The organism is Carnobacterium maltaromaticum DSM 20342 (assembly GCF_000744945.1).
GTDB lineage: Bacteria > Bacillota > Bacilli > Lactobacillales > Carnobacteriaceae > Carnobacterium > Carnobacterium maltaromaticum.
Genome location: NZ_JQMX01000001.1, coordinates 3,029,538 through 3,051,735 on the forward strand (window position 1 = coordinate 3,029,538; position 22,198 = coordinate 3,051,735).

Sequence of the window (22,198 nt, forward strand, 5' to 3'; positions counted from 1 at the left end):
AAATATGAAGTTGAAAGCATTGGTGAATAATCAATGCTTTCAATTTTCTATTAGTTAGGAGCCTAAAATGAGAAAATATAACATAATTATCACTTTAATATTATTTTTAAGTATACTAGTAGAGTGTAAAACAGTTCAGGCATCGGAATTGAATTTTGCAGCTATCCCTACGATTCCAGAAAATCAATTAAATAAAGAAAAAACTTATTTTGATTTAGTCATGAAAGAAAATACAAGCCAAACTATTGAGGTAAAATTACGTAACGATACAGATAAAGAAGTCATTGTTGAACCTAGCGTAAACTCAGCAACGACAAACATTAATGGTGTTGTCGAGTACGGAAAAGTAAAAGGTAAAGCAGATAGCACCTTACTTTATAATCTAAAAGATATGGTCAGTGTAGCGAAAGAAGTCGCGATTCCAGCTAAAAGTGAAGTGACGGTTCCGTTAACGATTACAATGCCTAAAGAGAGTTTTAAAGGAATTTTAGCCGGCGGAATTACATTGCAGGAAAAAGAAAGCGATGGAAAAAAAGATGCTAAAAATGGTGAGGGATTAGCGATTGAAAATCGTTATGCTTATGTTATTGGTTTAGTCTTGCGTTTATCAGAGGATAAAATTGCCCCTCAAATGACTCTACAAAATGTCAAACCAGACCAAGTTAATGCTAGAAATGTCATAACAGCAAATTTGCAAAATCCAACTGCACGTTTTATTAATAAGTTGGGTGTAAAAGCTCAAATTACTCGCAAAGGCAATTCAGAGGTTTTATTTAAGGAAGATAAGGAAGGCATGCAAATGGCTCCAAATTCGAACTTTAATTTTCCAGTCGCGTTGAACGGGAAAAAATTAGAAGCAGGTACTTACGTATTTAAAGCAACAGCGACTTCCAAGGATGATAAGTGGGACTTTGAGAAAGAATTTACCATTGATTCGAAAACGGCCAAGGAATTAAATGATAAAGATGTTTCAATTGAAAGTAGTTATACATGGTTATATCTATTAGTAGGTTGTGTATTGCTTATTTTACTTTTGGCAATTATTACTTTAGTTTTAATTTTACGAAAAAAGAAAAAAGAAGAAGAAATTAGACGCCAAAAAGCGAGACTTCGTAAGAAAAGACAAAATAGAAATAAAGCACAAAAAGAAAACCTCAAAAAGACTTAAATGAGAAAATGTAGTTTATTTTTCGTTATCCATGAATTTAGGACCTCAATAAAATTCAATAGTAATCAGGATAACGGCTGCAAGTGGAGGGAGAATTTTTGGAACATTTTATAGATAAATTAGAGAGTAGGAAGTTAGCTGTTCTAAAGTACATCGAGGATAGCTATCAACAAAAGGTTTCAATTTTAAGAATTGAAAAAGAACTGAATATCTCATCATTTGTATTGGCGAGTGTTGTAGAATCTTTAGCTTTGGATTTTGAAACATATGATGTAACTTCTTATTTTCAGATAAAAAAAAGCGACACTGAAATTCAATTAATAACGAATGGTGAAGCAAATTCAAAACTATTAATGCATATTTATATTATGGAATCTCCTGCTTTTAAAATATTGGATCAGATTTTTCACGGAACATTTGTGAATGTGATGGATTTTGCTGAAGCGAATTTTTTAAGTCGTGCAGGTGTTTATAAATGGATCAAAAAGTTAAAAGAAGAATTGCGCTCTCATGGAATTCATTTATCATCGAAGTTTCAGCTAGTCGGGAGCGAGCCGAAAATTAGAGGTTATTTCTTCAATATGTATTATTGTTTATTTAATCAAATGGATTATCCATTCTCTAAATTTTTATATAAAGATGCCAGAAAATTGGTGAGAATTGTCATGGAAAATACACCATCCCCGATAGCTGAAACGATGAAAACAAAGTTATTCTATTTTTTTAGTATTGTTCTTTTTAGACAGAAGCAAAAAAATAAAATGTGTGATAATGATTTAAAGCCTTTAGCATTAGCTAGTAAAAGTCAAAGAGCGAATAAAATGGCTGATGCTATCAAGTCCTTTTTCACGAGTAAGAGTATCAAACCTCTTGAGAGTATTGACAATGAAGTCACTTTTATCATGGCGTTTATTATTTGTGAAAATATCCTGTCTGATGTTCTGCCTGATTTTAGTTCACAGCCTAGAACGAACTATTTAACGACAAAGTTTATAGATGAGTTTCAGCAACATTTTCCTAGGAAATTGACGCTAGAGGATCAGGTTAAATTTCAGAATGAACTAGATATCATTCATTTTAAGGCAGATTATTTTGAAAAAGTGGATTCTATTTTTGATGAGATTGTAAACGTGGTTTTTATTCAAGAAAACTATCCAGAAATTGTTATTTTTTGCGAAAAATTTATTGAAAACTCAAAGAATGTTCAAAAAAGGCAGCTAATTCAAGCAAATAAAAAGTATTTGTTTAATCAATATTTATTTTTAATTGTAACATTTCTACCTGTTTCTTTTTTTATGGATGAAATTACTGTCTGTATTGATTTTTCAAACGGTCTTCATTATAATCGACTAATATCTCAAAATTTAAAAAATTTATCCAATCTCAACTTGAAAATTGAGCACCATCTGACTAAAAAAACAGATTTACTTTTAACGGACTATTTTATTAAAAAAAAGAGCGATAGCCTCAACTATTTAGTTTGGAATGCGCCACCGTCGCCAAAAGATTGGGCAAATGTTGCCAATATATTAATCAAAATTAGAAATGAGAGTGACACGATTGGATAAAAAAGAAACGTATAAATTAACCAATAAATTGTTGCTAATCAGTTGTTTAGTTACTTTTTATCTATTTTACACTGAAATAGTCCAAGCCGATGAACCCAAGCAGCCAAATGAAACGATTAGTCAATCTTATGACCCTTTAGATCCCGCTATCCTAATTGAACCAGTTTTGATTGAGGAAGACGATGATCTAAATTTAACAATTTCGTTTGAGGATTCAGATGAGCCTGAAGAGTTAGAAAACATTCCAGATGGAACTGAAGAGTACTTAGTTTCTTCTGAAAGAAGAAAAGAGAAGCAAGGAAATCAACCACTAAATCAGCCAGATGTGATAGTCGTTGGAAATGATAGTGGTGGTTCTGGCAAAGGCCCAAAGGAAACGAGTTATTTAGCTGAATTGTGTTTTCAATTATCAGGCACAGTTTTATTCGGAACAAGGTATAATGAATGTTAATAAATAGAGAAGGAAGAGTGAAGTAGATGCAAATTGAGGACCATTGGACAGACGTTGTTGTATACCAAGTTGAAATTAAAGTCGGACATAAAGAAGTTCGAACACTTCATAAATTATTGGTTTTTTCGGCGGAATTAACGCTTGATGAAATCAAAGCAAACATTAAGAATAGATTTAATCATGTTTTAGAAATAACCAGATTAGATGAAATTGATGAAGGCTTGTATTTACATGGAAAAACTATAGCTGGATAGGTCATTGAGAAGAGAGCTAAGACTTATAGTGAGGTGGTAAATAGAATGAGTGCGAGTGTAACAGTAGGGGAGAACCGAGTTGGACATGGGGCTAAGGTTCCTTAAAAATTATAAAAGAAACCTTAACCTCATCGACTCTGTTAAGATTGAAGTGTATGGGCAATCAACTCAGCTAATAAATCATAGCCTTTTTCATTTAAATGAAATCCATCTTTTTGTAAAAAATCGACATAATTAGGACTATCTAAAAAAGCAATTTGTAAATCAGCTAATAAAGTCTGATGTTCTTTAGCTAACTCACGAATCGCATTTCCATATGCTAGAATGCGACTATTTGGTCGCTCGTCATGCTGCACAAGTGGATTCGAAAAGCTGGGTGTAATTAATAAGACTTTTTCAGCTCCAACTTGTTCAATCATCGTTAAAATATTATTTTTATACATAGTGAGTGAAATATTTTCAGCCAGTGTAACGTCATTAGATCCGAATAAAATTGTGACTAAATCAGGATCTCTTTTTAAAACATGTTGCTCAAAACGTTCCAATCCACCGTTCGTTGTATCCCCAGGAATCCCAACATTTATGATTTTATCTTCAGGTAAGAAGGCAGCGAGTCTGTCTGTTAAAGCTTTAGATACATAACCATCTAGATAGCCGGCAGTGATGCTATCACCAAATAATATAATTTTTTTCAACATAATTCCTCCGAATCTATTCAATCTGTGGACTTATCTATCTTCTAGTATACTCCATTTATCACTACTAATTCTATCCTAAAATAAATGAATCATTGTGAAGTACGATTATAAAGAAGCTATGATATAATAAGGATATAAGAACCTAGTAGATACAATGGAGGAAAGCAAATGGAGAATAAAGAAAAGCGTAAAGTTAAAAAATGTCGTGAGTCACGGGTTGTTCAAACACATCGCGTATTCCCTTATGATTTAAATCAACATAAGACCTTATTTGGTGGGAAGTTAATGAGTTTAATTGATGATACAGCATCTATCTCAGTCACACGTCATAGTCGAGAAGTTTGTGTGACAGCTTCAACCGACTCATTAGATTTTTTACACCCGATTCATGAAGATCATTCTGTTTGTGTGGAAACTTATGTAACTGGTGTTGGGAAAACATCAATTGAAGTTTTTGCTAAAGTAATGGGAGAAGAATTATTAACAGGAGAACGTTACTTAGCTGCAACGAGTTTTATGACATTTGTCGCTTTACCAACGGAAGAAAAACCTGTTATTTTAGTGCCTTTAGTAGAGCCGGAAACACTAGAAGAACGCATGGTGTGTGCTGGCTACGAAAAACGCCGAGGAAAGAGAGTTCAAACTCGGGCATTTAATGAAGAATTTGCTGAAACAGTGACATTAGCTGTTCCATGGATGACCAAAGATTGGAGTGCATTTGCTGATTAAAATGAAAGTAGGTGATTAGATGTTTGTCAAATGTACCGCAAAAGATGAAGAAGAAATTTTAGCTTATTTAAGTTCAAGACCAGCTTTAAATTTATTTATCATTGGGGATATTGAAACGTATGGATTTGATTCAGAGGACCAAGACATTTGGTGCTACCGCGAGGATGATCATAAAATTAGTGGCGTGCTATTACGCTATAAAAATAATATCATTCCAGCTCATGAAGCTAATTTTTCAGGTTTAGAAGCGTTTATTGCCTGTATTAAAGAACAAAAAAATAGTCGATTTATCTCTGGTCGGAAAGAGGCGCTGGATCAGTATGCAACTGCTTTTCCAGAGTTCAAAAAAGACTTATCTTATTTTGCTGAATGCCAAAAGTTAAGAATGAAATCTTTGCAAACCGATTACGTGACAGATTTAGAAGTAGCCGATATCCCGAAATATATTGCGTTGCAAGAAGCAGCTTTTAATCATTCTGTTGTAACAATTGATGACTTAGAAAAAGAAATTGCTAGTGGCAGTGCTGTTATTAAAGTCATAAAAAATCAACAAGGAGAACTTGTTTCTGGTGGTAAAATTGCAGTTGAAAGTCAATCGTCAGGTATGATTGTTGGGATAGCAACACTAGAATCAGCTCGAGGAAACGGATATGGGTCGGCAGTAGTGACCAGTCTTGTAGAACATTGCCATAATCAGAAAAAATCAGCCTGTCTCTTTTTTACAAATCCAGCAGCGGGTAGTATTTATCATCGTTTAGGTTTTGTTGATTTGGACCGCTGGGTTTTAATGCAAGCGAAATAATAAAGAAGGTGGGCGACTAAAATGATGAAAAAAAAGAAAAAAATTATCTTAGGTGGCGGGTCGCCACCACCTAGCTCAGAAATTGTCGCCTATGCAACTGAAGGGTTAAAGCCTACAAGTAAGATTGTTTATTTAACGATTCGCCATGGTGGGGCACTAAAGTATGAAAAACAGATTCGGGAACAATTTTATGCAGCTGGATTTTTTCATGTTCAGACAATTATAGGCAATCGAATTAGTAAGAAAGAACTGCTGAAAGGGATTAAATCAGCGGATTTAATTTTAATTGGTTCTGGAATTACATTGAAATATGCGCGAATATTTGTTAAAGGTCGTGTTAAGGAGGCCTTGATAAAAGCTTATCATCAAGGGGTTCCTTTGATGGGATTTTCAGCCGGCAGTTTGATTATGCCCGAAACGATGCTGATTTCTTATAAAGATAATCCTTTTGGTATTCGAGTGAAAAAAGGATTAGGACTATTGAAAGATACTGTTATTAGTGCTCATTACTCAAAATGGCGGGAACATCGGATGCTACGCTCAGGACTAAAAAAAGCTGGTGTTTCAGTAGGGTATGGAATTGATGATGATAGCTATTTAGTCTTTGAAGACAACCAACCACGTTATTTTGGCACAATTTATATTGAACATAATCATGAAATCAAAAAGATGGAAGCTTGAGAACTAGCTTCCATCTTTTTTGATTAGTTTAATTTAACGAGAGTTCGACCGCGCATTTTTCCTGCTAGAATTTTTTCTAAAGCCAATGGCAATTCTGTTAAACTAATTTCATTATCAAGCATGCCTTCCAAGTTAGCAGGTTTCATAGTAGTAGCTAATTTGGACCAAAGCTCTTGTCTTAATTGGAGAGGGCAATCAACTGAATCAATTCCTAAAAGTTTGACTCCACGTAAAATAAATGGAAAAACAGAAGCTGAAAAGTTAATTCCACCAGCATTTCCACTTAAAGCTAAGGCTCCGTTGTAATTAATTTGAGCAAATAAGTCAGGCAATAAGTCTCCGCCGACAGGATCAACAACACCTTGCCAACGTTGTTTTGCTAAGGGTTTCTTAGGATCCAATTGAATTTCTGAAAGTGGAGAAACTTGTGATGCTCCAATTGAGAATAAAAAGTCAGATTCAGTTTGTTTTCTTGTGCCAGCCGTAATAGAGGAATAGCCTAATGCTTTTAGTTGGGCAATCGCCATGCTTCCAACTCCGCCAGTTGCTCCTACCACCAAAATATCTCCACCACTAGGGGTCAAACCATTTAATTCCAATTGATGAATAGATAAAGCTGCAGTAAATCCAGCTGTACCAATAATCATCGCTTCTCTTAAACTAAGTCCAGCAGGTAAAGGAACAACCCATTCGCTAGGGACACGAGCAAACTGACTATAGCCACCAAAATGCTGAATACCTAATTTATAGCCAGTCACAAGAACGGGGTCTCCTGCTTTAAACTTTGGGTTCGTGGATTCTTTCACAATTCCACTTAGATCAATACCAGGAACCATTGGGTACGTACGAACGACTCCACCTGTTTGAAAAGCTAGAGCATCTTTGTAGTTTACACTAGAATAATGGACTTCAATTAAGATATCGCCTTCAGGTAAATCAGCGAAAGTTAATTTTTCTACTGTTGCAGTTGCTTTAGAATCAACTAAATCCACTTGTAGAGCATTAAAAAATTCTGTCATTGTTAGGACTCCAATCGTAAGTTGAAATTTATTTGTCATTATCTATCATAAGCTTAAACACTAAAAAAAGCTAGCAATCAGGAGGCCAGCTTTCACTATATTTTAAAAAAAATCGAGGATCATTTTCTTCTAAATATTGAATCACTGAGAATTTTTCTGCTTGACTATCTACAACAGATTAAAAAAATAGTATAGAAATTTAAATGAAAAACAGGCTAAGTAATGATAAACTTGGCCTGTTTTTCTAGTTGAATTCTATTTTTCTATCCATTTGTAGAACGTTTTGCAAATGTTTGGTAAGGAATCTCACGAGCAAGACACCATTCTCTAACTTCTCCACCAATAATTAAATCAGTTTTTTGCAAATCAGCGATAGTAGTCTTACCAAGTAATGTCAAAATCGTTTGCATTTGTTCTTGCCAACGTTGAATTTCTGTAATAGTTGCTGAAACGCCATTTTCCAAAAGTAAATGCAGAAATAGGCCAGAAATTCCAACCGCTTTGGCACCTAATGATAATGCTTTAATCACATCAAGAGGATTACGAATTCCCCCAGAAGCTAGAAGTTCAATGGATTGACTTAAAGGTTGAGCCTCAAGAAGCGAAATGATACTCGATTGTCCCCAAGTTTCTAAGTAATCTAATTCTCTTGTTTTACGACGCATATTCTCAATCGCCGCAAAGTTTGTTCCACCTCGACCACTAACATCCACAGCTTGAACACCACGCTCAATTAAGAGTTCAATGGTTTCACGACTCATTCCAAAGCCAACTTCTTTGACGATAATAGGGACATCGATTTCCTGCACCATTTTTTCAATTTCAGTCAACCAGTTAGAAAAGTCGCGATCTCCTTCAGGCATAATTAATTCTTGTGGAGCATTGACGTGAATTTGTAAGGCGTTAGCATCTAACATTGCAACAGCTTTTTTACCAGCTTCAACAGAGTTTCCAGTGCCTAAATTAGCAAAAATTAAGCCATTTGGATTGTTGTGACGAATAATTTGAAAGGTATCTGTTAATTCGGGCTGCTTAATTGCGGCACTTTGCGAACCAGTTGCCATAGCTAAGCCAGTTTCCTTAGCTATCAAAGCTAAATCGCCATTAATAATTTTTGTTCGCTCACTGCCACCAGTCATCCCATTAATATAAAAGGGAGAGGTTAAGTTTAAACCTAGAAAACTAGTAGCCAGACTAGTATCTGAAACAGCCATTTCTGGAAATGAATGATGCACAAAACGTAAAGCATCATAGTCAGAAGGCTTAGGTTTGTGAAACATGGATTCAGCCAAGTCGACATGTTGATTCTTACGATTTTCAATAGTCATAACACGTTAACCTCCTAGTTCGGTTTCCTTATCAAAATAAACATGTAAAGGTAAATTGGTAATTTCTTCTTTTTCCCAAGCTGTAATTAGCGGCAACATTCCTTCTTTTTGACGGAAAAGGACAATACCACAATCACCACCACCGGCACCAGAAGATTTCGCTGCTCCGTGATAAGTTTCAGCTAAATCACACAGTTTTTTTAAGGCTGGGGTTTCAATCACGACACCGGTTTTCTTGCTCATACCTAGCAATAATTGACGATTTAAACGGATTTTTTCTTGGATTTCAGGAATATCGTTCTCTTCAAACGCTTGAATTAGTGCTTCGACACACTCTTTACTATCCTGTAAAAAGCGTTGATAAGAAGCTTGATCCATCTCGCGTTGTTTAGTGACTTTATCAACTAAGCTAGAAGTTGAAGCAGGTGAGCCAGTCCAACCGATGACCAAACGCAAATCACGTGGTGGTGTTAAAGGTTGAATCGATAACTCCGGCCAAACTAAAGCGAGTAAAGTCGTCAAGGTTTCGTTTTTAAACTTATCCGCAACCCATTGACGTTCAAAGGTTGTAAAGGCAATCCAGCCGCCATACACACTAGCCGCAATATCTCCACAAGAACCATTTCCTTGGACAGATAAATGCGCTAAAGCTGCTAATTTGAAGACTTGTTTCTTCGTAACATCTAGTTGGTAATATTTACATAAAGCCTTAACGGTTGCGACAGTTACTGCGCCACTAGAGCCAAGACCATATTTTTTACCGGTGGAATTATCTAATTCACTTGTGACAGAAAGTTCATAGAAAGATAGTTCTTTCCCTTGTTCCTGCGCGTACTGTTCAGTTAATTCCATCGCAGCTAAAATATAATGAAAAGGATTCTCTCGTTTATCGAGAACCAGTTGACCGTCTTGTCTGGTCCAAAGAATAGGCAATTCACCATATTGAAACGAGCGAATGCTACCATATTCTTCATTTTGTTCCAAGCTGACCGTAATAAATTGATCAACGGCGACAATAATCGCTGGATGACCCGCCTCAACGACGGCATACTCACCAGCGATGTACAGTTTTCCAGGTGCTGAAGCTTCAATCATTAGTAAAAATCTCCTTTAGATAGCTGAATTCCAGGACCAGGGTAGGCAGTAATCAACTGAGTTTCTTGAAAAATAGTTGCAAATTTTGCTTTAATTTTTGGTAAATCAGATTTGTGGCAAAGTACTTTAACATTCGGTCCAGCATCCATTGTGAAATAACAAGGAATTCCTTCTTGCCGAAGTTCAGCGACAAATTGCATGGCTTGAATGGAATCTGGTTCCCAATAAGTAAAAGGTGGGGTTGCACCAAGCATCGTTGCGTGCATTTTTAAGCCATTACTTTCCATGGTTTCCCCAAGTTTTTGAAAATCATGTTCTTTAATCGCTTCTTTAATCGTAATTAAATCTTTGGCTGTACTTTCTAACCATCCTGAATAGAAAGGCGAGGTTGCAACCGTTTGTTTCATGCCATCACGGCTAGAAATAACTTTTTCTTTTTGATTCACGACCACAAAAAGCATCGCTAAATCCCAAGAACTAGCATCATCAATCGGTACCCCATAAGAATCAAGGTCATTAGAGCCCATTTGCCACTCGACGAAGCCTCCGTAGATACTTCTAGTAGCAGAACCAGAGCCACGTCTTGCCAAGCGTGAGAGCGCCTGTAAATCAAGTTCTAAGCCACTTGCCAAACTAGCTGCGCCTGCTAATGCCGCAAAGCCAGAAGCTGAAGAAGCTAAACCAGCAGCTGTCGGTACATAATTGGTACTTTCAATTATAGCTGGCGTTGTAATCCCTGCTTCATGTCGGACTAAATCTAAAAAGCGTGTTGTTTTTTTTGTTTGAGTAGGATTTTGTAAAGTTTGGTTTAAATAAAATTGATCTTCTTTTAACGTTTCATCAAAATGCACAGTTGTTTCAGTGTAAAAAGCATCAAGCGTTAAAGAAAGGCTGCTGTTCATAGGTAAAATTAAATCGTCATCTTTTTTTCCCCAGTATTTAATTAATGCAATATTGGTATAAGCACGAGCTTTTCCTGTGTTTGCCAAATTATTTCTCTCCAATCTGATAAATCCATGTAATAGTTGCACCAGCTTCAATTAAAGCCGCTTCAATTTGTTCTGCAGCACTTTTAGTTGTAGCTAAGGCTACAAGACAACCGCCACGTCCACCACCGGTTAATTTTGCTCCAAGAGCACCCGCTTGATTAGCAGCAGCAACAAGTAAATCAATTTCAGGACTGCTGACAGTTAAATCAACTAAAATTTGCTGAGCTTGATTCATGTAGCCACCTAGTAAAACCGGATTATTTTCTTCAATAGCATGTTTACTTTGTTTAACTAAGTTGCCTAAAGTGACAATTTTGTCACCTATTTCTTGCGGATGACTCTCTAACAAAGCAGCCACATCGGCAACAGCCTTTTTTGTTTGTCCAGTAATGCCTGTATCAGCCACAATTAAGTAGGCTTTTAAATTCAAAGAAATAGGCGCAAAAGGTTGATTTTTCACATAATAAAGAGGAACCGAACCACTGGTCATTGCAGCGTCTAGCCCACTTGGATTGCCATGAGCAATTTTTTCAGCTTGATTGGTTAACTCTAACAAAACTGAATCTGCTAGAGGCTGTTTAAAGTAAGAAAATAAAGCTCGAATAGTAGCCACTGCCACAGCAGCGCTGGATCCCATACCGCGTTCAGCCGGAACCGTACTAGTAATCGACAGTTTAAATCCTTGCTGAGGTTGTTGCAAAACAGCCAAAGATTCTTTGATTGCTGTTATTAAATTAGTTAATTGCTGTGGTGCTTCTGTCAGTGGACCTTGATAAAAATAACAATCTAGCTCTACGATAGATTGAGCAATTTTCTCTACCTTGGCGTTAATTCGTACGGCAGGAAAAGGGAGTGCAATTGCCGGTTCTCCATAAACCACGGCATGTTCGCCCATTAAAATAATTTTACCAGTGGCAACTCCATAACCAACTGAATCTAACTTTGTCATTTTTTCACTTCGTTTCTTTGGAATAAGGGTGTGCACCAACAAAAGTAACACATCTATGTGAGTAGGTAAGTTGTAACAAATTTTGCTAAATAAGTAAAAAATTGGTAAGCACAATGATAATAATTGTTTCCCAAAGAACTATTTTAGCGAATTATGACCAAATAGTAAATCTAATTCCTTTAAATTTAACACTTTCTTGAGAATTTGTCATAAGATATTCATTTAAATTATCAAAAAAGCCTTTTTAAGTAGAAGGATATGGATGTGTTTGTGCATTTTCTAATCCATTTAAAAGATGAAAAAACTCACATGAAAGCTAGGTAATGTGAGTTTTTTTTGGTACAATAGTTAGGAAGTTGAAATCCTAGGAGGATCTGCCATTTATGAAAGAATCGGCTACCTATCATATTATTGAGCGGGAAGAATGGATGGAGTTTTACCAAAATAGCGTGGCTCCTTTAACAAAGGAAGAATTGGAGCAGCTTAAAGGGTTAAACGACCAGATTTCTTTGCGAGATGTGGAAGATGTCTATATTCCAATTGCTCATTTATTTGATATATACTTAACACAATATGAAGCTTTACAAGAAAAAAAATTGCGCTTTTTAAAAAAAGAAGTCCAAAAGAAACCCTTTATCATCGGGATTGCTGGAAGTGTAGCAGTTGGGAAAAGTACAACGGCTCGTTTGCTGCAAATGATGCTGTCTCGTGTTTATAAAGACAAGCAAGTGGAGCTGATTACGACAGATGGTTTCCTCTATCCTAATGCAATCTTAGAAGAACGTGGGATTATGGATAAAAAAGGTTTTCCAGAAAGTTACGATATGGCCCGTTTGATTACGTTCCTTGGTGATGTTAAAAATGGTGCTTCCGCAGTTAAAGCGCCAGTGTATTCCCATGAAGTTTATGACATTGTGGAAGGTGAATACGAAGTTTTAGATCAGCCTGATATTTTAATTGTCGAAGGAATCAACGTCTTACAACTGCCACAAAACGAACAAATTTATGTCAGCGACTTTTTTGATTTTTCGATTTTCGTTGATGCTGATCCAGAGCTGATTGAGCAATGGTATTTAGATCGTTTTGGTGTCTTATTAAAGACCGCCTTTAAAGATCCGACGAACTACTATTATTCATTTGCGATTGGAGATCGTGAAGAAGCCTTTTCGATGGCTAAAAACGTCTGGCGTACAGTCAATCTCACGAACTTAGAAGAATTTATCTTACCAACTCGCAATCGAGCAGATTTAATCATTCATAAAACCGATAATCATCGAATTGACCGGTTATTTTTAAGAAAATATTAGAAAATGCTTGTAAAATGAGGGTCAGATATTGACCAATGGCAAAAGAATCGCTACAATATACCAATAAGTAGGCACGAAAAGACGTGTCTAAATAAATAAGATGGGGTGAGCTGAGTGGCAAATGCTACTGATATGACAACGATTGAAAAAATTATTGTGCTTGATTTTGGAAGTCAATACAACCAGTTAATTACAAGACGCATCCGTGAATTCGGAATTTATTCTGAGCTATTATCTCACAAGATTACAGCTGAAGAAATTAAAGGCATGAACGTGAAAGGAATTATTTTTTCTGGTGGACCAAACAGTGTCTACGACGAAGGAGCATTCCGCGTTGATCCCGCAATTTTCGAATTAGGCGTTCCAATTCTAGGAATCTGTTACGGCATGCAATTAATGACTGACGTATTAGGTGGGAAAGTTGAACCTGCCAATAACCGCGAGTACGGTAAAGCCGAAATCGTTATCGAAGATGCTTCCGCACCATTATTTGCTGGCTTAGAAAAAGAAGAAACGGTTTGGATGAGTCATGGTGACTTAGTTACTGAAGTTCCAGCAGGATTTACGATTTCAGCAACGAGTGCACATTGTCCAATCGCTTCTATGTATAATAACGAATTAAATTTCCACGCTGTTCAGTTCCATCCAGAAGTACGTCATTCTGTTCATGGCAATGAAATCTTGAAAAACTTTGCATTCAACGTTTGTGGCGCTGCAGGTAACTGGTCAATCGCGAACTTTATTGACTTAGAAATTGCAAAAATCCGCAACACAGTTGGCGATAAAAAAGTTTTATTAGCTTTATCAGGTGGAGTGGATTCAAGTGTTGTCGGCGTGCTTTTACAAAAAGCTATTGGCGATCAATTAACATGTATCTTTGTTGATCATGGTTTGCTACGTAAAAACGAAGGCGATCAAGTAATGGAAAGCCTATCAGGCAAATTTGGTCTAAACATTATTCGTGTTGATGCGAAGAAACGTTTCATGGACAAATTAGCTGGTGTTAGCGATCCAGAACAAAAACGTAAAATCATTGGAAACGAATTTGTATATGTTTTCGATGACGAAGCAACTAAATTAAAAGGTATTGATTTCTTAGCTCAAGGAACTCTATATACAGACGTGATTGAAAGTGGAACAGATACTGCTCAAACAATCAAATCACATCATAATGTAGGTGGCCTTCCTGAGGACATGCAATTTAAATTAATCGAACCTTTAAATACATTATTTAAAGATGAAGTTCGTGCTTTAGGGACAGAATTAGGCATGCCAGACGCACTTGTATGGCGCCAACCATTCCCAGGACCAGGTTTAGGTATTCGTGTCCTTGGTGAATTAACCGAAGAAAAACTTGAAATTGTTCGTGAAAGTGACGCTATTTTACGTGAAGAGATTGCAAGTGCAGGTCTTGATCGTGACGTATGGCAATACTTTACCGTTTTACCAGGCATCCGCAGTGTTGGAGTAATGGGTGACGGCAGAACCTATGATTATACAGTTGGTATCCGTGCTGTAACCTCAATTGATGGTATGACTTCAGATTTTGCCCGCATTCCATGGGATGTTCTGCAAAAGATTTCAGTTCGTATTGTGAATGAAGTCAGTCATGTAAACCGTATTGTTTATGATATTACAAGTAAACCACCAGCTACGATTGAGTGGGAATAGAAACAAAGAGCCTTGGAAATCCTTATTATAGGGATTTACAAGGCTTTTTTTGAAGGAGGGGTGAAAATGAAAACTAAGATGTCTGAAATTCTTTCTTTTATTTCAGAAGAAGCGGTTAGTAGAAAAATGACAAGTGAGGAAATTGCAGTTCACTTTGGCTATGATAAACATCATTTTAGTCGGAAATTTAAAGAAATAAATGGATTCAGTGTTGTTGAATTCCTCTCTAGTTTAAAAGTTGAAAAGGCGATTATTGGGCTTGATGAAGAAAAGAGAGTAATCGACCTACAAGAACGTTCAGGTTTTGAAAGCAGCGGTAGTTTTACGAATACGTTCAAAAAATATACAGGTAGTTCTCCTAGAGCGTACAAAACTGAAATGAACGAACTTTTTTATGATATTAAAAGTTTTGAAAATAATGATAAAGACAAGTCGATAGCACATTTTGAAGAAAAGAGTCATTCTTTTTGTACAGTAACTATTGAAGTACCTGATGGATTTGAAAAGGGAATCATATTTATTGGACTTTTCCGTACACTGATACCGAATCATATGCCTATATCTGGATTAGCCACTAAAAATTTAATAGGAAATAAACTGAAGAATATTCCAAATGGAGACTATTATTTATTATCTTGTGCTATAGACCGTTCTAATAACATTCTATCTTACTTTAACTTAAACAATAGTTTAAGGGGGAAAGAAGATGGAAAGTTGTCTTTTCCAAAATGTTCTGGCAATAGTTACACGATTAAGCTGAGGGAAGCAATACCAGAAGATCCACCAATATTAGTGAATGTTGGAAAACTTTTAATCTCTCGTTTAAAGAACACAATCTAGAATAAGATTATTTAAACTTGAAATGATAAAATAATTGTAAGTTAATGAAATGGAGGAGATGTTTATGAGTTTAAATGTAAAGAGTATCACTGTAGGTCTGCCAGTAAGTAATTTGGAGAAATCTGCTAGTTGGTATGAAAAAATTCTTATGAGTGATGAGAAACTTATTCCTGTTGAAGGTGTTATTGAATATCTAATTGGTTCTGTTTGGATTCAACTTTTCGAAGAAAAAATAAATGTTTCAGAGAACGTTTTACGTTTAGAGGTAGAAGATTTAGAAACAGAATTTGAACGTTTAAAAACACTTGGCGTAATAGTTGACGAGGTGATAGAGGATGTACCAGGTATCATTCGATACTTTGATTTCTCTGATCCAGATGGCAATAAGTTATCGTTCTATTGGTTATACGCTCAAGAATAGATTGAAACAGTGCTTATATATTGAATATCACTCTAAAACGACGGGTATATGATTCGTCGTTTTTTTATTTTGGAAATAAGGTTTAAGTGGAGTGAAATCTAATTTTGATAATAGTCTCTCTGCTGTCTCAAATGGAAGCAAGTATCGCTAATATCTGTAAATGAGTTTATTTTTAAAATTGATAAGCTAGTAACTTTGGGAGTTCGCCTCAAATGTTATTAACTCTTTTTTATTTTTATTACACTTATAGAAAGAGTTTTTTTATTGAACTTGATGATACCTGTATAGATGTTTTGGAAATGAAAAAAATCCTAAATTTTATCTACTTTGTCCATGAACTCAAAGCATATTACAAGATATCCATTGCTCAGTACTCAATATGTATTTGGCTTTTTTAAAGCAACAATTGCTAAAAGTAAAGGTATATGTAAATAAAACGAGATTTAGCAAGTATACGATTACAAACCTGACAACCTGTTGTCAGGTTTGTAATCGTATACTGACTTTAAGAGTTACTACAAACTCTATAAATTTAAACGAAGGAAGAGGAACTCAATATGAAACTAGAAAGTAGATTAAACCTTTTAAATTGGACAGAAACAAAACCCGTTCACTCTATTGCACAAGCAACAGCTGAATACTCTATTGAAGGAGAGGTTAATGGAATTTTACATTCAAATTATACTATCTTCTATTCAAAATATAACAAGGAAGATATCCATAAGTCAACATCGGAATTCAAGGGATACAGCTTTTTCGAAAGTGCGGATAATAAAATAATGGAAAATATTCTCTTTGAAGAACAAGGAGATTTTACTAATGGGATAACCTCAGGAAAATTAATCAGCGAGATAGCCAACGGAGAATATTTTTTTAATGATGGAAAAATGATGATTACAATGGAATGCTCCTAATATTTTTTTGGTGAGGAAATGTTAAAAATTATTTCTATATTAAAATCTTCGAATGAGGCAAGATATAAACTAAATTAAGCAATAGCAGTAAATCTAACTTTTGAAATTTCTCATTAATCTATTTAACTTATCAAAAATGTTACGTATTTGATTGAAATAAATCTTTTAAGATTAACTTGTGATACAAAGAATCTAATTCTTTGGGCGTTAATTTCTTAGTTAATGATTTATTCCAGTTGTCTAAAAAATTGATGTTAGACAGAATATATTTACTAACAAAAGAAGGTTCAAAACTAGTAGATGGCATTTTTTCGAAGTAATGCTCCATTTCTATTTCAAATAAATTTGATAGGTATTCAGTTAAAAAAAGATTGAAAGGTTCATCATTTACATGGTGGCTGATAAGCTTTCTTGCTTCAGAAAATTTATAAAAAGCGTCTGCTGTTTGAAAAGGTTGATGTATTCTATCATGAATATTAATTTCAGTAAATTGCCCCCATAAAATTGAAATTCCAAATTCTAATAGATTGTATTTATCATGAAAAAGTCTATAAAAAGTTGAACGATGAATCCCTGATTGTTCGCATATTGTATTGATAGGAATTTTAGAAAATAGCCATTCTTCATTTGTAAGAAGTGAATAGAATTGCTCCCATATATATTTCTTTTGATTAACTGCTTTCATCATAATCCTCCAAGAGTCATAATTAATAAATGTTTTATTTTGAGACAAAATCGGTTTTTGTCTCTTTTTCTTCTTCGCTTAACAGTATAATATAAAAGTATGCTTAATAAAAGGAGGAGAATAAAATGACGAGAAAAGTAATACTTTACATTGCTACAAGTATTGATGGATTTATCGCGGATTCTGCAGGGGGAATTGAGTGGTTATCAATAGCTGAAACTTTGGAATTAGAAAAAGATGAAACCTATAATGAATTTTACAAGAAGATAGATACTGTTATCATGGGAAGAACAACTTATGATCAAGTAGTAAATGAGTTATCTCCAGACTTTTATCCATACGAGAATAAAGTTAATTACGTGCTAACGAATCGAGAGGGTGACGATCGGGCTAACGTGAATTTCTCAAGTGAGAATATAATTGATCTTGTAGAGAGAGTAAAAAATGAAAATGGCAAGGCTATCTGGATTGTTGGCGGAAATAGTGTAATAATGCCGCTAGTGGAAAATAATTTAATTGATGAATACCGTATTGCTACAGTTCCAGTTATACTTGGAAAAGGAATTCCATTATTTAATACATTTAATAAATCACTTTTTTTAAAACTGAAAGAGTCACATAGTATTAATAGTATTTGTTATCACACATTTACAAAATAAATTATGAAAAGTCTTAGTGGGGATTTCCACTAGGACTTTTCAACAAAGTATATTGCTTGAATTATATGTTTACGTAATCAAAAATAAACTTGATTGCTTTCTATATTAAAATTAAGAAACATAATGTTCTTCTTTTTTCATTTTCTTTAAGAAGAAAATATAAAGAAGATCAAAAATAGTACAAATAGCACCACATATTAAAATATAACTATTGAAACCTTGAATAAGACCCATTAGGACAGTCGGAGCTAATGTTCCAACCCATTTTGCAACAGCCATCAATAATGTTTGCCCCTCGGTTGTTTTTCGTTGAAATAACATAGTTAAAAATAAAATTGACATGGCTGCATTTTGTAAAAATGCTGAGTATTGTGCTGCTGGAATTGCTGGAAAGTTAAAAAAGAAAGCCAATTGAATTGCAAAACAGCTGATAAAGGCTAGCAAGCTAAAAACTACAAAGTATTTTTTAGCTTTTTCTGGGAAAAACTTTTTCCCATATTTGAAATAAGTGTAGACGATGATTAAGTCAAAACACGCCCATACTAAATTTACAATTCCCTGTACCCCACCAGTAGTTGGATGAATCACCAAATCATTTAGTGAATATAAGACCTCCCAAGCAAAGTTTAAACCTAGCGCAAATAGTGGCATTGCATAAGTCTGATACTTAAATCCATTACGAATTAGCTCTATATAGACAATTGTCCAAGAAACACCACTTAATAGTGTTAAAAATAATTCCATGTTTTCCCTCCAAATGCTTTATTTTGAGATGTTACATATGTTACACTTTAATTGTATTCTTAAAAATAAAAGGTTACAAGATACAAAATAGTCTAATTTGTTACATTTAAAAGGGATAGGAGAAACTTAATGAAAGAAAATAATCAGTCGCTACTTAGTAAAAAATGGATTATAGACAGCTTACTTTATTTATTAAAAACGAAACCCTACTCGGAGATAACTATTACGGAAATTACAAAGAAAGCGGGTGTTGCTCGCCTAACTTTTTATAGAAATTTTGAAAGCAAAGATCAAATCCTAATTACCAGATCCAACTACCTTTTTCAAGAATACCTTGATGAAATAAGACAAAATGGAAAAATAACTAGCATTCAACAAGCGCTATTGCAATGCTTTAATAATTGGCAACGGGATTCGCAAGTAATGGAGTTACTAATAAAAAATGATCTTATCTATTTAATAGAACAACCTTTTTATACTTTTTTAGAAAAAATTATTGAGGAAATTCCTGATTTAGATAATTTAGACAATACTCAAAAAATATTTGTTTTAGGCGGGGTGACCCGTACCATGCTTGATTGGATTTCAACTAAAAGCACTAAATCATCTACTGAGATAACTGAGTCTATTTTGACATTAATTGATTTGAGATATTTAGTGAATAGTTCTAAAAATGATGACTAACATAACGAATAGGTGGTAGTTTATGATGAATCAATACTTTTTAAAAGAAATTCCTATACTAAAAGAAAATTGGTCTAAAATTGAGCATTTATTTATTCCAAAAGAAATATCTGCTAAAACTGTTCTATTATCAGAAGGTGAAATTGCTAGTCATATCTATTTTATTGATAGTGGGGCACTAAGACTATGGAACAATGATGATGGACGAGATATCACTGTTCAATTTTTCTTTGAAAATCAAATTGTAGCCTCTTTTGAAAGTTGGTATCAGAAAAAGCCAAGTATTTTTACTATTGAGAGTATTGAAAATACGACTGTAATTGCTTTAAGCTCGGATTCATTTAATCAAATAATCAAACAATTTCCAGAAATCAATATGTATCTAACTAAATTAATAAGTGAACGTTTTGTCAGTTATACAAACTATTTTTTAACACGTATCAAAGACTCTCCTGAAAAAAGGTATCAAGATTTAGTTGATAACGAGCCAGAAATAGTGGAACGTGTTCCTCAGCATTATATTGCTTCTTACTTGGGTATTACGCCTGTTTCCCTAAGCCGGATTAGAAATCGAATCAAATTAACATAAGATAATGCGTTATTCTTGTTCATCCTTTAAACTACAGAGACAAACTAATTGGAGGAATGAATAATGAATATTGTAATCGTCTATAACCACCCATATAAAGGAAGTTTTTGTCATGCATTATTGGAATCAACAATAAAAGGTGCAAAATTAGCTGGTCATACGGTTGATATAATTGATTTAGATAGTGATAAATTTAATCCAGTGATGTCTGGACAAGATTTACTGGCCTTTAGAAATCATGAGGCTTCTGATCCTCAAGCAATTGATTATATTAACCGAATTAAGAAAGCGGATCATCTTGTTCTTATTTTCCCAATTTGGTGGGAACTGATGCCGGCAATGATGAAAGGGTTTATTGACAAAGTAATTTTCCCTGGATCAACTTACAACTACACAAAATCTGGGTATGGAATGATTAGCACTTTAACCAAACTTAAATCTACAACTATCATTACAACGATGAATACACCGAAAATAATCTATAGATTTATTTTTGGTAATGCACTCCAAAAAGCTCTAATTAAAGGAACTTTAAAAAAATCGGGTCTGAAAAATGTGAAATGGCATAGTTTTAATATGGTTAAAGCAAGTTCAGATACTACTAGAAAAAAATGGCTTAAACTTATTGAGAAAAAATTTTCTCATAAATAAGATACACAGATGAAACTAAGTATTAAAATTGAAATCTTATCATTTAACTATTAAAACTCTTGATATTATTTTATTGTCATAAAAAGAATTACAAACGTCATGGATGAAAATAAAAAGCATAAAGACAGGTCATTTTGACTGTCTTTACGCTTTTTTATTTGAATTAAGGCTTACTCTATAGTAAGAAAATCTTCCCATCACAGGCTTCAATTGTTTCATCATCCCACAAGGAAACTTGAACCTCACCAATATGTGCTTTGCCTAGTAAAAGCATGCACATCCGACTTTGGCCAATCCCGCCACCAATAGTTAAAGGCAACTCGTTGTTTGCTACTTGTTTATGAAAATCAAAAGCTAATCGATCTGTTGCATTGGCTTTTTCCAGCTGTTCCAAAAGCGATTTGTCATCAACCCGAATTCCCATGCTAGAAAGCTCCATCGCACATTTTAAAGGTTCATGCCAAAATAGTAAATCGCCATTAAGTGACCAATCGTCATAATCAGGCGCTCGATGATCGTGAGACTCACCATCGTTTAACGCCGCCCCAATTTGCATAATAAAGGTTGTTGGATGCTCTTTTACATAAGCATGTTCTCGGTCTTTTGAACTTAGTCCCGGATACAGGTCAGCCAATTCCTGACTTGTAATAAATGAAACCTTTGTTTGAATCGGTATGTTCACACTAGGGTATTTAGTATGCAAGCGGCTAGCTGTTTCAGCCATCGCATTAACTAGCCCTTGGACAACTTCTTTTAAGTAATCAATTGTGCGTTGTTCTTTTGAAATCACTCGTTCCCAATCCCATTGATCCACGTAGATTGAGTGTAGATTATCTAAGACTTCATCGCGACGAATCGCATTCATATCGGCATACAATCCGTTTCCAGCGTGAAAATCATATTGCTTTAGTGCCACGCGTTTCCATTTAGCAAGGGAATGTACAACTTCACCATTATTTTTTAAGGAAGGCACATCAAATTGAACAGGGCGTTCAACGCCGCTTAGATTATCATTTAAGCCAGATTGTTGATGAACAAAAAGTGGAGCTGAAACTCGTTTTAGTTTTAAGCTACCTGTTAAAGCTTCTTCAAAGCAACGTTTGATAAAGCCAATTGCAGTTTGTGTGTCATACACATTTAAGACAGATTCATAGTTTGTTGGAATAATTGTTTTTTTGATAGGACATGCACCTCTTTTTTTAATTGTATTCTCATTATTCTACCATAAAAAAGAGTAGAGGAGGATATTTTTTTAGATGGGGTTAAAATAACTATATCTTGCTGTACCAGTCAATGGTTTAA

General features: G+C 34.7%; 25 protein-coding genes. 16 read left to right on the top strand and 9 right to left on the bottom strand.

Going from position 1 to position 22,198, the window contains the following annotated elements; translation table 11 throughout:
- Window positions 1-67 precede the first annotated feature (67 nt).
- From BR77_RS14075 to BR77_RS14090, 4 genes are all read left to right on the top strand, one after another.
- The gene (locus BR77_RS14075; RefSeq protein WP_015077372.1) at window positions 68-1,168 is read left to right on the top strand and encodes a WxLIP family cell surface protein; all 1,101 of its coding nucleotides are present in this window, start codon (window positions 68-70) and stop codon (window positions 1,166-1,168) included.
- 98 nt (window positions 1,169-1,266) lie between these two features.
- Entirely contained in the window at window positions 1,267-2,736 is a 1,470-nt protein-coding gene (locus tag BR77_RS14080; RefSeq protein WP_015077371.1) for a helix-turn-helix domain-containing protein, read from the top strand.
- Window positions 2,720-3,187 carry a hypothetical protein gene (locus BR77_RS14085; protein ID WP_257613362.1) on the top strand — a complete coding sequence of 156 codons (468 nt, stop codon included), beginning with the start codon at window positions 2,720-2,722 and terminating at the stop codon, window positions 3,185-3,187. Before BR77_RS14080 ends, BR77_RS14085 begins: the two co-directional genes overlap by 17 nt.
- A 26-nt stretch (window positions 3,188-3,213) precedes the next feature.
- A complete protein-coding gene (locus tag BR77_RS14090; protein ID WP_010051280.1) occupies window positions 3,214-3,441 on the top strand; it encodes a hypothetical protein in 228 nt (75 codons plus the stop codon).
- Window positions 3,442-3,581: 140 nt separating this feature from the next.
- On the opposite strand, the gene BR77_RS14095 is transcribed toward BR77_RS14090, so the two are convergent.
- Window positions 3,582-4,139: an SGNH/GDSL hydrolase family protein gene (locus tag BR77_RS14095; protein WP_015077369.1), complete on the bottom strand. Its 558-nt coding sequence runs from the start codon at window positions 4,137-4,139 to the stop codon at window positions 3,582-3,584.
- Window positions 4,140-4,307: 168 nt separating this feature from the next.
- On the opposite strand from BR77_RS14095, the gene BR77_RS14100 reads away from it, so the two are divergent.
- From BR77_RS14100 to BR77_RS14110, 3 genes are read left to right on the top strand one after another with little or no spacing between them, the layout of a single operon-like run.
- The gene (locus BR77_RS14100) at window positions 4,308-4,868 is read left to right on the top strand and encodes an acyl-CoA thioesterase (RefSeq protein WP_010051282.1); all 561 of its coding nucleotides are present in this window, start codon (window positions 4,308-4,310) and stop codon (window positions 4,866-4,868) included.
- 19 nt (window positions 4,869-4,887) lie between these two features.
- Window positions 4,888-5,670, top strand: a complete 783-nt coding sequence (locus tag BR77_RS18370) for a GNAT family N-acetyltransferase (RefSeq protein ID WP_015077368.1) — start codon at window positions 4,888-4,890, stop codon at window positions 5,668-5,670.
- A 21-nt stretch (window positions 5,671-5,691) separates the two neighbouring features.
- On the top strand, window positions 5,692-6,351 hold the full coding sequence (locus BR77_RS14110; protein WP_051926737.1) for a Type 1 glutamine amidotransferase-like domain-containing protein: 660 nt from the start codon (window positions 5,692-5,694) through the stop codon (window positions 6,349-6,351).
- A gap of 23 nt (window positions 6,352-6,374) precedes the next feature.
- Here BR77_RS14110 and BR77_RS14115 read toward each other — a convergent pair whose 3' ends face one another.
- From BR77_RS14115 to mvk, 5 genes are all read right to left on the bottom strand, one after another.
- Window positions 6,375-7,370, bottom strand: coding sequence for an oxidoreductase (locus BR77_RS14115; RefSeq protein WP_015077366.1), 996 nt, complete (start codon window positions 7,368-7,370; stop codon window positions 6,375-6,377).
- 263 nt (window positions 7,371-7,633) lie between these two features.
- Window positions 7,634-8,698, bottom strand: a complete 1,065-nt coding sequence (gene fni, locus BR77_RS14120; RefSeq protein WP_015077365.1) for a type 2 isopentenyl-diphosphate Delta-isomerase — start codon at window positions 8,696-8,698, stop codon at window positions 7,634-7,636.
- A gap of 6 nt (window positions 8,699-8,704) precedes the next feature.
- On the bottom strand, window positions 8,705-9,793 hold the full coding sequence (locus BR77_RS14125; protein WP_010051294.1) for a phosphomevalonate kinase: 1,089 nt from the start codon (window positions 9,791-9,793) through the stop codon (window positions 8,705-8,707).
- On the bottom strand, window positions 9,793-10,782 hold the full coding sequence (gene mvaD, locus BR77_RS14130; RefSeq protein WP_035065415.1) for a diphosphomevalonate decarboxylase: 990 nt from the start codon (window positions 10,780-10,782) through the stop codon (window positions 9,793-9,795). The genes BR77_RS14125 and mvaD overlap by 1 nt, the downstream gene beginning before the upstream one ends.
- Before the next feature lies 1 nt (window position 10,783).
- Window positions 10,784-11,731 carry a mevalonate kinase gene (mvk, locus tag BR77_RS14135; RefSeq protein ID WP_010051296.1) on the bottom strand — a complete coding sequence of 316 codons (948 nt, stop codon included), beginning with the start codon at window positions 11,729-11,731 and terminating at the stop codon, window positions 10,784-10,786.
- A 383-nt stretch (window positions 11,732-12,114) separates the two neighbouring features.
- Between mvk and coaA the strand changes: the two genes are divergently transcribed.
- The 5 genes from coaA (at window position 12,115) to BR77_RS14160 (ending at window position 16,884) form a co-directional block, all read left to right on the top strand.
- Window positions 12,115-13,038, top strand: a complete 924-nt coding sequence (coaA, locus tag BR77_RS14140; RefSeq protein WP_015077363.1) for a type I pantothenate kinase — start codon at window positions 12,115-12,117, stop codon at window positions 13,036-13,038.
- A gap of 132 nt (window positions 13,039-13,170) precedes the next feature.
- Window positions 13,171-14,709, top strand: coding sequence for a glutamine-hydrolyzing GMP synthase (gene guaA, locus BR77_RS14145; RefSeq protein WP_179206359.1), 1,539 nt, complete (start codon window positions 13,171-13,173; stop codon window positions 14,707-14,709).
- Window positions 14,710-14,775: 66 nt separating this feature from the next.
- Window positions 14,776-15,549, top strand: a complete 774-nt coding sequence (locus BR77_RS14150; protein WP_015077362.1) for a helix-turn-helix domain-containing protein — start codon at window positions 14,776-14,778, stop codon at window positions 15,547-15,549.
- Between the two features lie 64 nt (window positions 15,550-15,613).
- Window positions 15,614-15,970: a VOC family protein gene (locus BR77_RS14155; RefSeq protein WP_015077361.1), complete on the top strand. Its 357-nt coding sequence runs from the start codon at window positions 15,614-15,616 to the stop codon at window positions 15,968-15,970.
- A gap of 557 nt (window positions 15,971-16,527) precedes the next feature.
- A complete protein-coding gene (locus BR77_RS14160) occupies window positions 16,528-16,884 on the top strand; it encodes a hypothetical protein (RefSeq protein ID WP_016356608.1) in 357 nt (118 codons plus the stop codon).
- Window positions 16,885-17,023: 139 nt separating this feature from the next.
- Here the strand turns inward: BR77_RS14160 and BR77_RS14165 are convergent, their stop codons facing one another.
- The gene (locus BR77_RS14165; protein ID WP_015077359.1) at window positions 17,024-17,569 is read right to left on the bottom strand and encodes a helix-turn-helix domain-containing protein; all 546 of its coding nucleotides are present in this window, start codon (window positions 17,567-17,569) and stop codon (window positions 17,024-17,026) included.
- A 125-nt stretch (window positions 17,570-17,694) separates the two neighbouring features.
- Here BR77_RS14165 and BR77_RS14170 point away from each other — a divergent pair, with 125 nt between their 5' ends.
- Window positions 17,695-18,228: a dihydrofolate reductase family protein gene (locus BR77_RS14170; protein ID WP_015077358.1), complete on the top strand. Its 534-nt coding sequence runs from the start codon at window positions 17,695-17,697 to the stop codon at window positions 18,226-18,228.
- Window positions 18,229-18,339: 111 nt separating this feature from the next.
- Here BR77_RS14170 and BR77_RS14175 read toward each other — a convergent pair whose 3' ends face one another.
- Window positions 18,340-18,972, bottom strand: a complete 633-nt coding sequence (locus BR77_RS14175) for a transmembrane-type terpene cyclase (RefSeq protein ID WP_035065419.1) — start codon at window positions 18,970-18,972, stop codon at window positions 18,340-18,342.
- Between the two features lie 129 nt (window positions 18,973-19,101).
- Between BR77_RS14175 and BR77_RS14180 the strand changes: the two genes are divergently transcribed.
- From BR77_RS14180 to BR77_RS14190, 3 genes are all read left to right on the top strand, one after another.
- Window positions 19,102-19,656 (top strand): TetR/AcrR family transcriptional regulator, encoded by a 555-nt coding sequence (locus BR77_RS14180; RefSeq protein ID WP_035065422.1) that lies wholly within the window; start codon window positions 19,102-19,104, stop codon window positions 19,654-19,656.
- Window positions 19,657-19,678: 22 nt separating this feature from the next.
- Window positions 19,679-20,245, top strand: a complete 567-nt coding sequence (locus tag BR77_RS14185) for a Crp/Fnr family transcriptional regulator (protein WP_015077354.1) — start codon at window positions 19,679-19,681, stop codon at window positions 20,243-20,245.
- Between the two features lie 63 nt (window positions 20,246-20,308).
- Entirely contained in the window at window positions 20,309-20,896 is a 588-nt protein-coding gene (locus BR77_RS14190; protein WP_015077353.1) for an NAD(P)H-dependent oxidoreductase, read from the top strand.
- 175 nt (window positions 20,897-21,071) lie between these two features.
- Here the strand turns inward: BR77_RS14190 and asnA are convergent, their stop codons facing one another.
- Entirely contained in the window at window positions 21,072-22,076 is a 1,005-nt protein-coding gene (asnA, locus tag BR77_RS14195) for an aspartate--ammonia ligase (protein ID WP_035065425.1), read from the bottom strand.
- Window positions 22,077-22,198: the final 122 nt, after the last annotated feature.

Coding starts and splice junctions, on each gene's coding strand:
- BR77_RS14075 (WP_015077372.1), top strand. CDS start 68: ATGAGAAAATATAACATAATTATCACTTTAATATTATTTTTAAGTATA.
- BR77_RS14090 (WP_010051280.1), top strand. CDS start 3,214: ATGCAAATTGAGGACCATTGGACAGACGTTGTTGTATACCAAGTTGAA.
- BR77_RS14095 (WP_015077369.1), bottom strand. CDS start 4,139: ATGTTGAAAAAAATTATATTATTTGGTGATAGCATCACTGCCGGCTAT.
- BR77_RS14100 (WP_010051282.1), top strand. CDS start 4,308: ATGGAGAATAAAGAAAAGCGTAAAGTTAAAAAATGTCGTGAGTCACGG.
- BR77_RS18370 (WP_015077368.1), top strand. CDS start 4,888: ATGTTTGTCAAATGTACCGCAAAAGATGAAGAAGAAATTTTAGCTTAT.
- BR77_RS14110 (WP_051926737.1), top strand. CDS start 5,692: ATGATGAAAAAAAAGAAAAAAATTATCTTAGGTGGCGGGTCGCCACCA.
- BR77_RS14115 (WP_015077366.1), bottom strand. CDS start 7,370: ATGACAGAATTTTTTAATGCTCTACAAGTGGATTTAGTTGATTCTAAA.
- fni (WP_015077365.1), bottom strand. CDS start 8,698: ATGACTATTGAAAATCGTAAGAATCAACATGTCGACTTGGCTGAATCC.
- BR77_RS14125 (WP_010051294.1), bottom strand. CDS start 9,793: ATGATTGAAGCTTCAGCACCTGGAAAACTGTACATCGCTGGTGAGTAT.
- mvk (WP_010051296.1), bottom strand. CDS start 11,731: ATGACAAAGTTAGATTCAGTTGGTTATGGAGTTGCCACTGGTAAAATT.
- coaA (WP_015077363.1), top strand. CDS start 12,115: ATGAAAGAATCGGCTACCTATCATATTATTGAGCGGGAAGAATGGATG.
- guaA (WP_179206359.1), top strand. CDS start 13,171: ATGACAACGATTGAAAAAATTATTGTGCTTGATTTTGGAAGTCAATAC.
- BR77_RS14150 (WP_015077362.1), top strand. CDS start 14,776: ATGAAAACTAAGATGTCTGAAATTCTTTCTTTTATTTCAGAAGAAGCG.
- BR77_RS14155 (WP_015077361.1), top strand. CDS start 15,614: ATGAGTTTAAATGTAAAGAGTATCACTGTAGGTCTGCCAGTAAGTAAT.
- BR77_RS14160 (WP_016356608.1), top strand. CDS start 16,528: ATGAAACTAGAAAGTAGATTAAACCTTTTAAATTGGACAGAAACAAAA.
- BR77_RS14165 (WP_015077359.1), bottom strand. CDS start 17,569: ATGAAAGCAGTTAATCAAAAGAAATATATATGGGAGCAATTCTATTCA.
- BR77_RS14170 (WP_015077358.1), top strand. CDS start 17,695: ATGACGAGAAAAGTAATACTTTACATTGCTACAAGTATTGATGGATTT.
- BR77_RS14175 (WP_035065419.1), bottom strand. CDS start 18,972: ATGGAATTATTTTTAACACTATTAAGTGGTGTTTCTTGGACAATTGTC.
- BR77_RS14180 (WP_035065422.1), top strand. CDS start 19,102: ATGAAAGAAAATAATCAGTCGCTACTTAGTAAAAAATGGATTATAGAC.
- BR77_RS14185 (WP_015077354.1), top strand. CDS start 19,679: ATGATGAATCAATACTTTTTAAAAGAAATTCCTATACTAAAAGAAAAT.
- BR77_RS14190 (WP_015077353.1), top strand. CDS start 20,309: ATGAATATTGTAATCGTCTATAACCACCCATATAAAGGAAGTTTTTGT.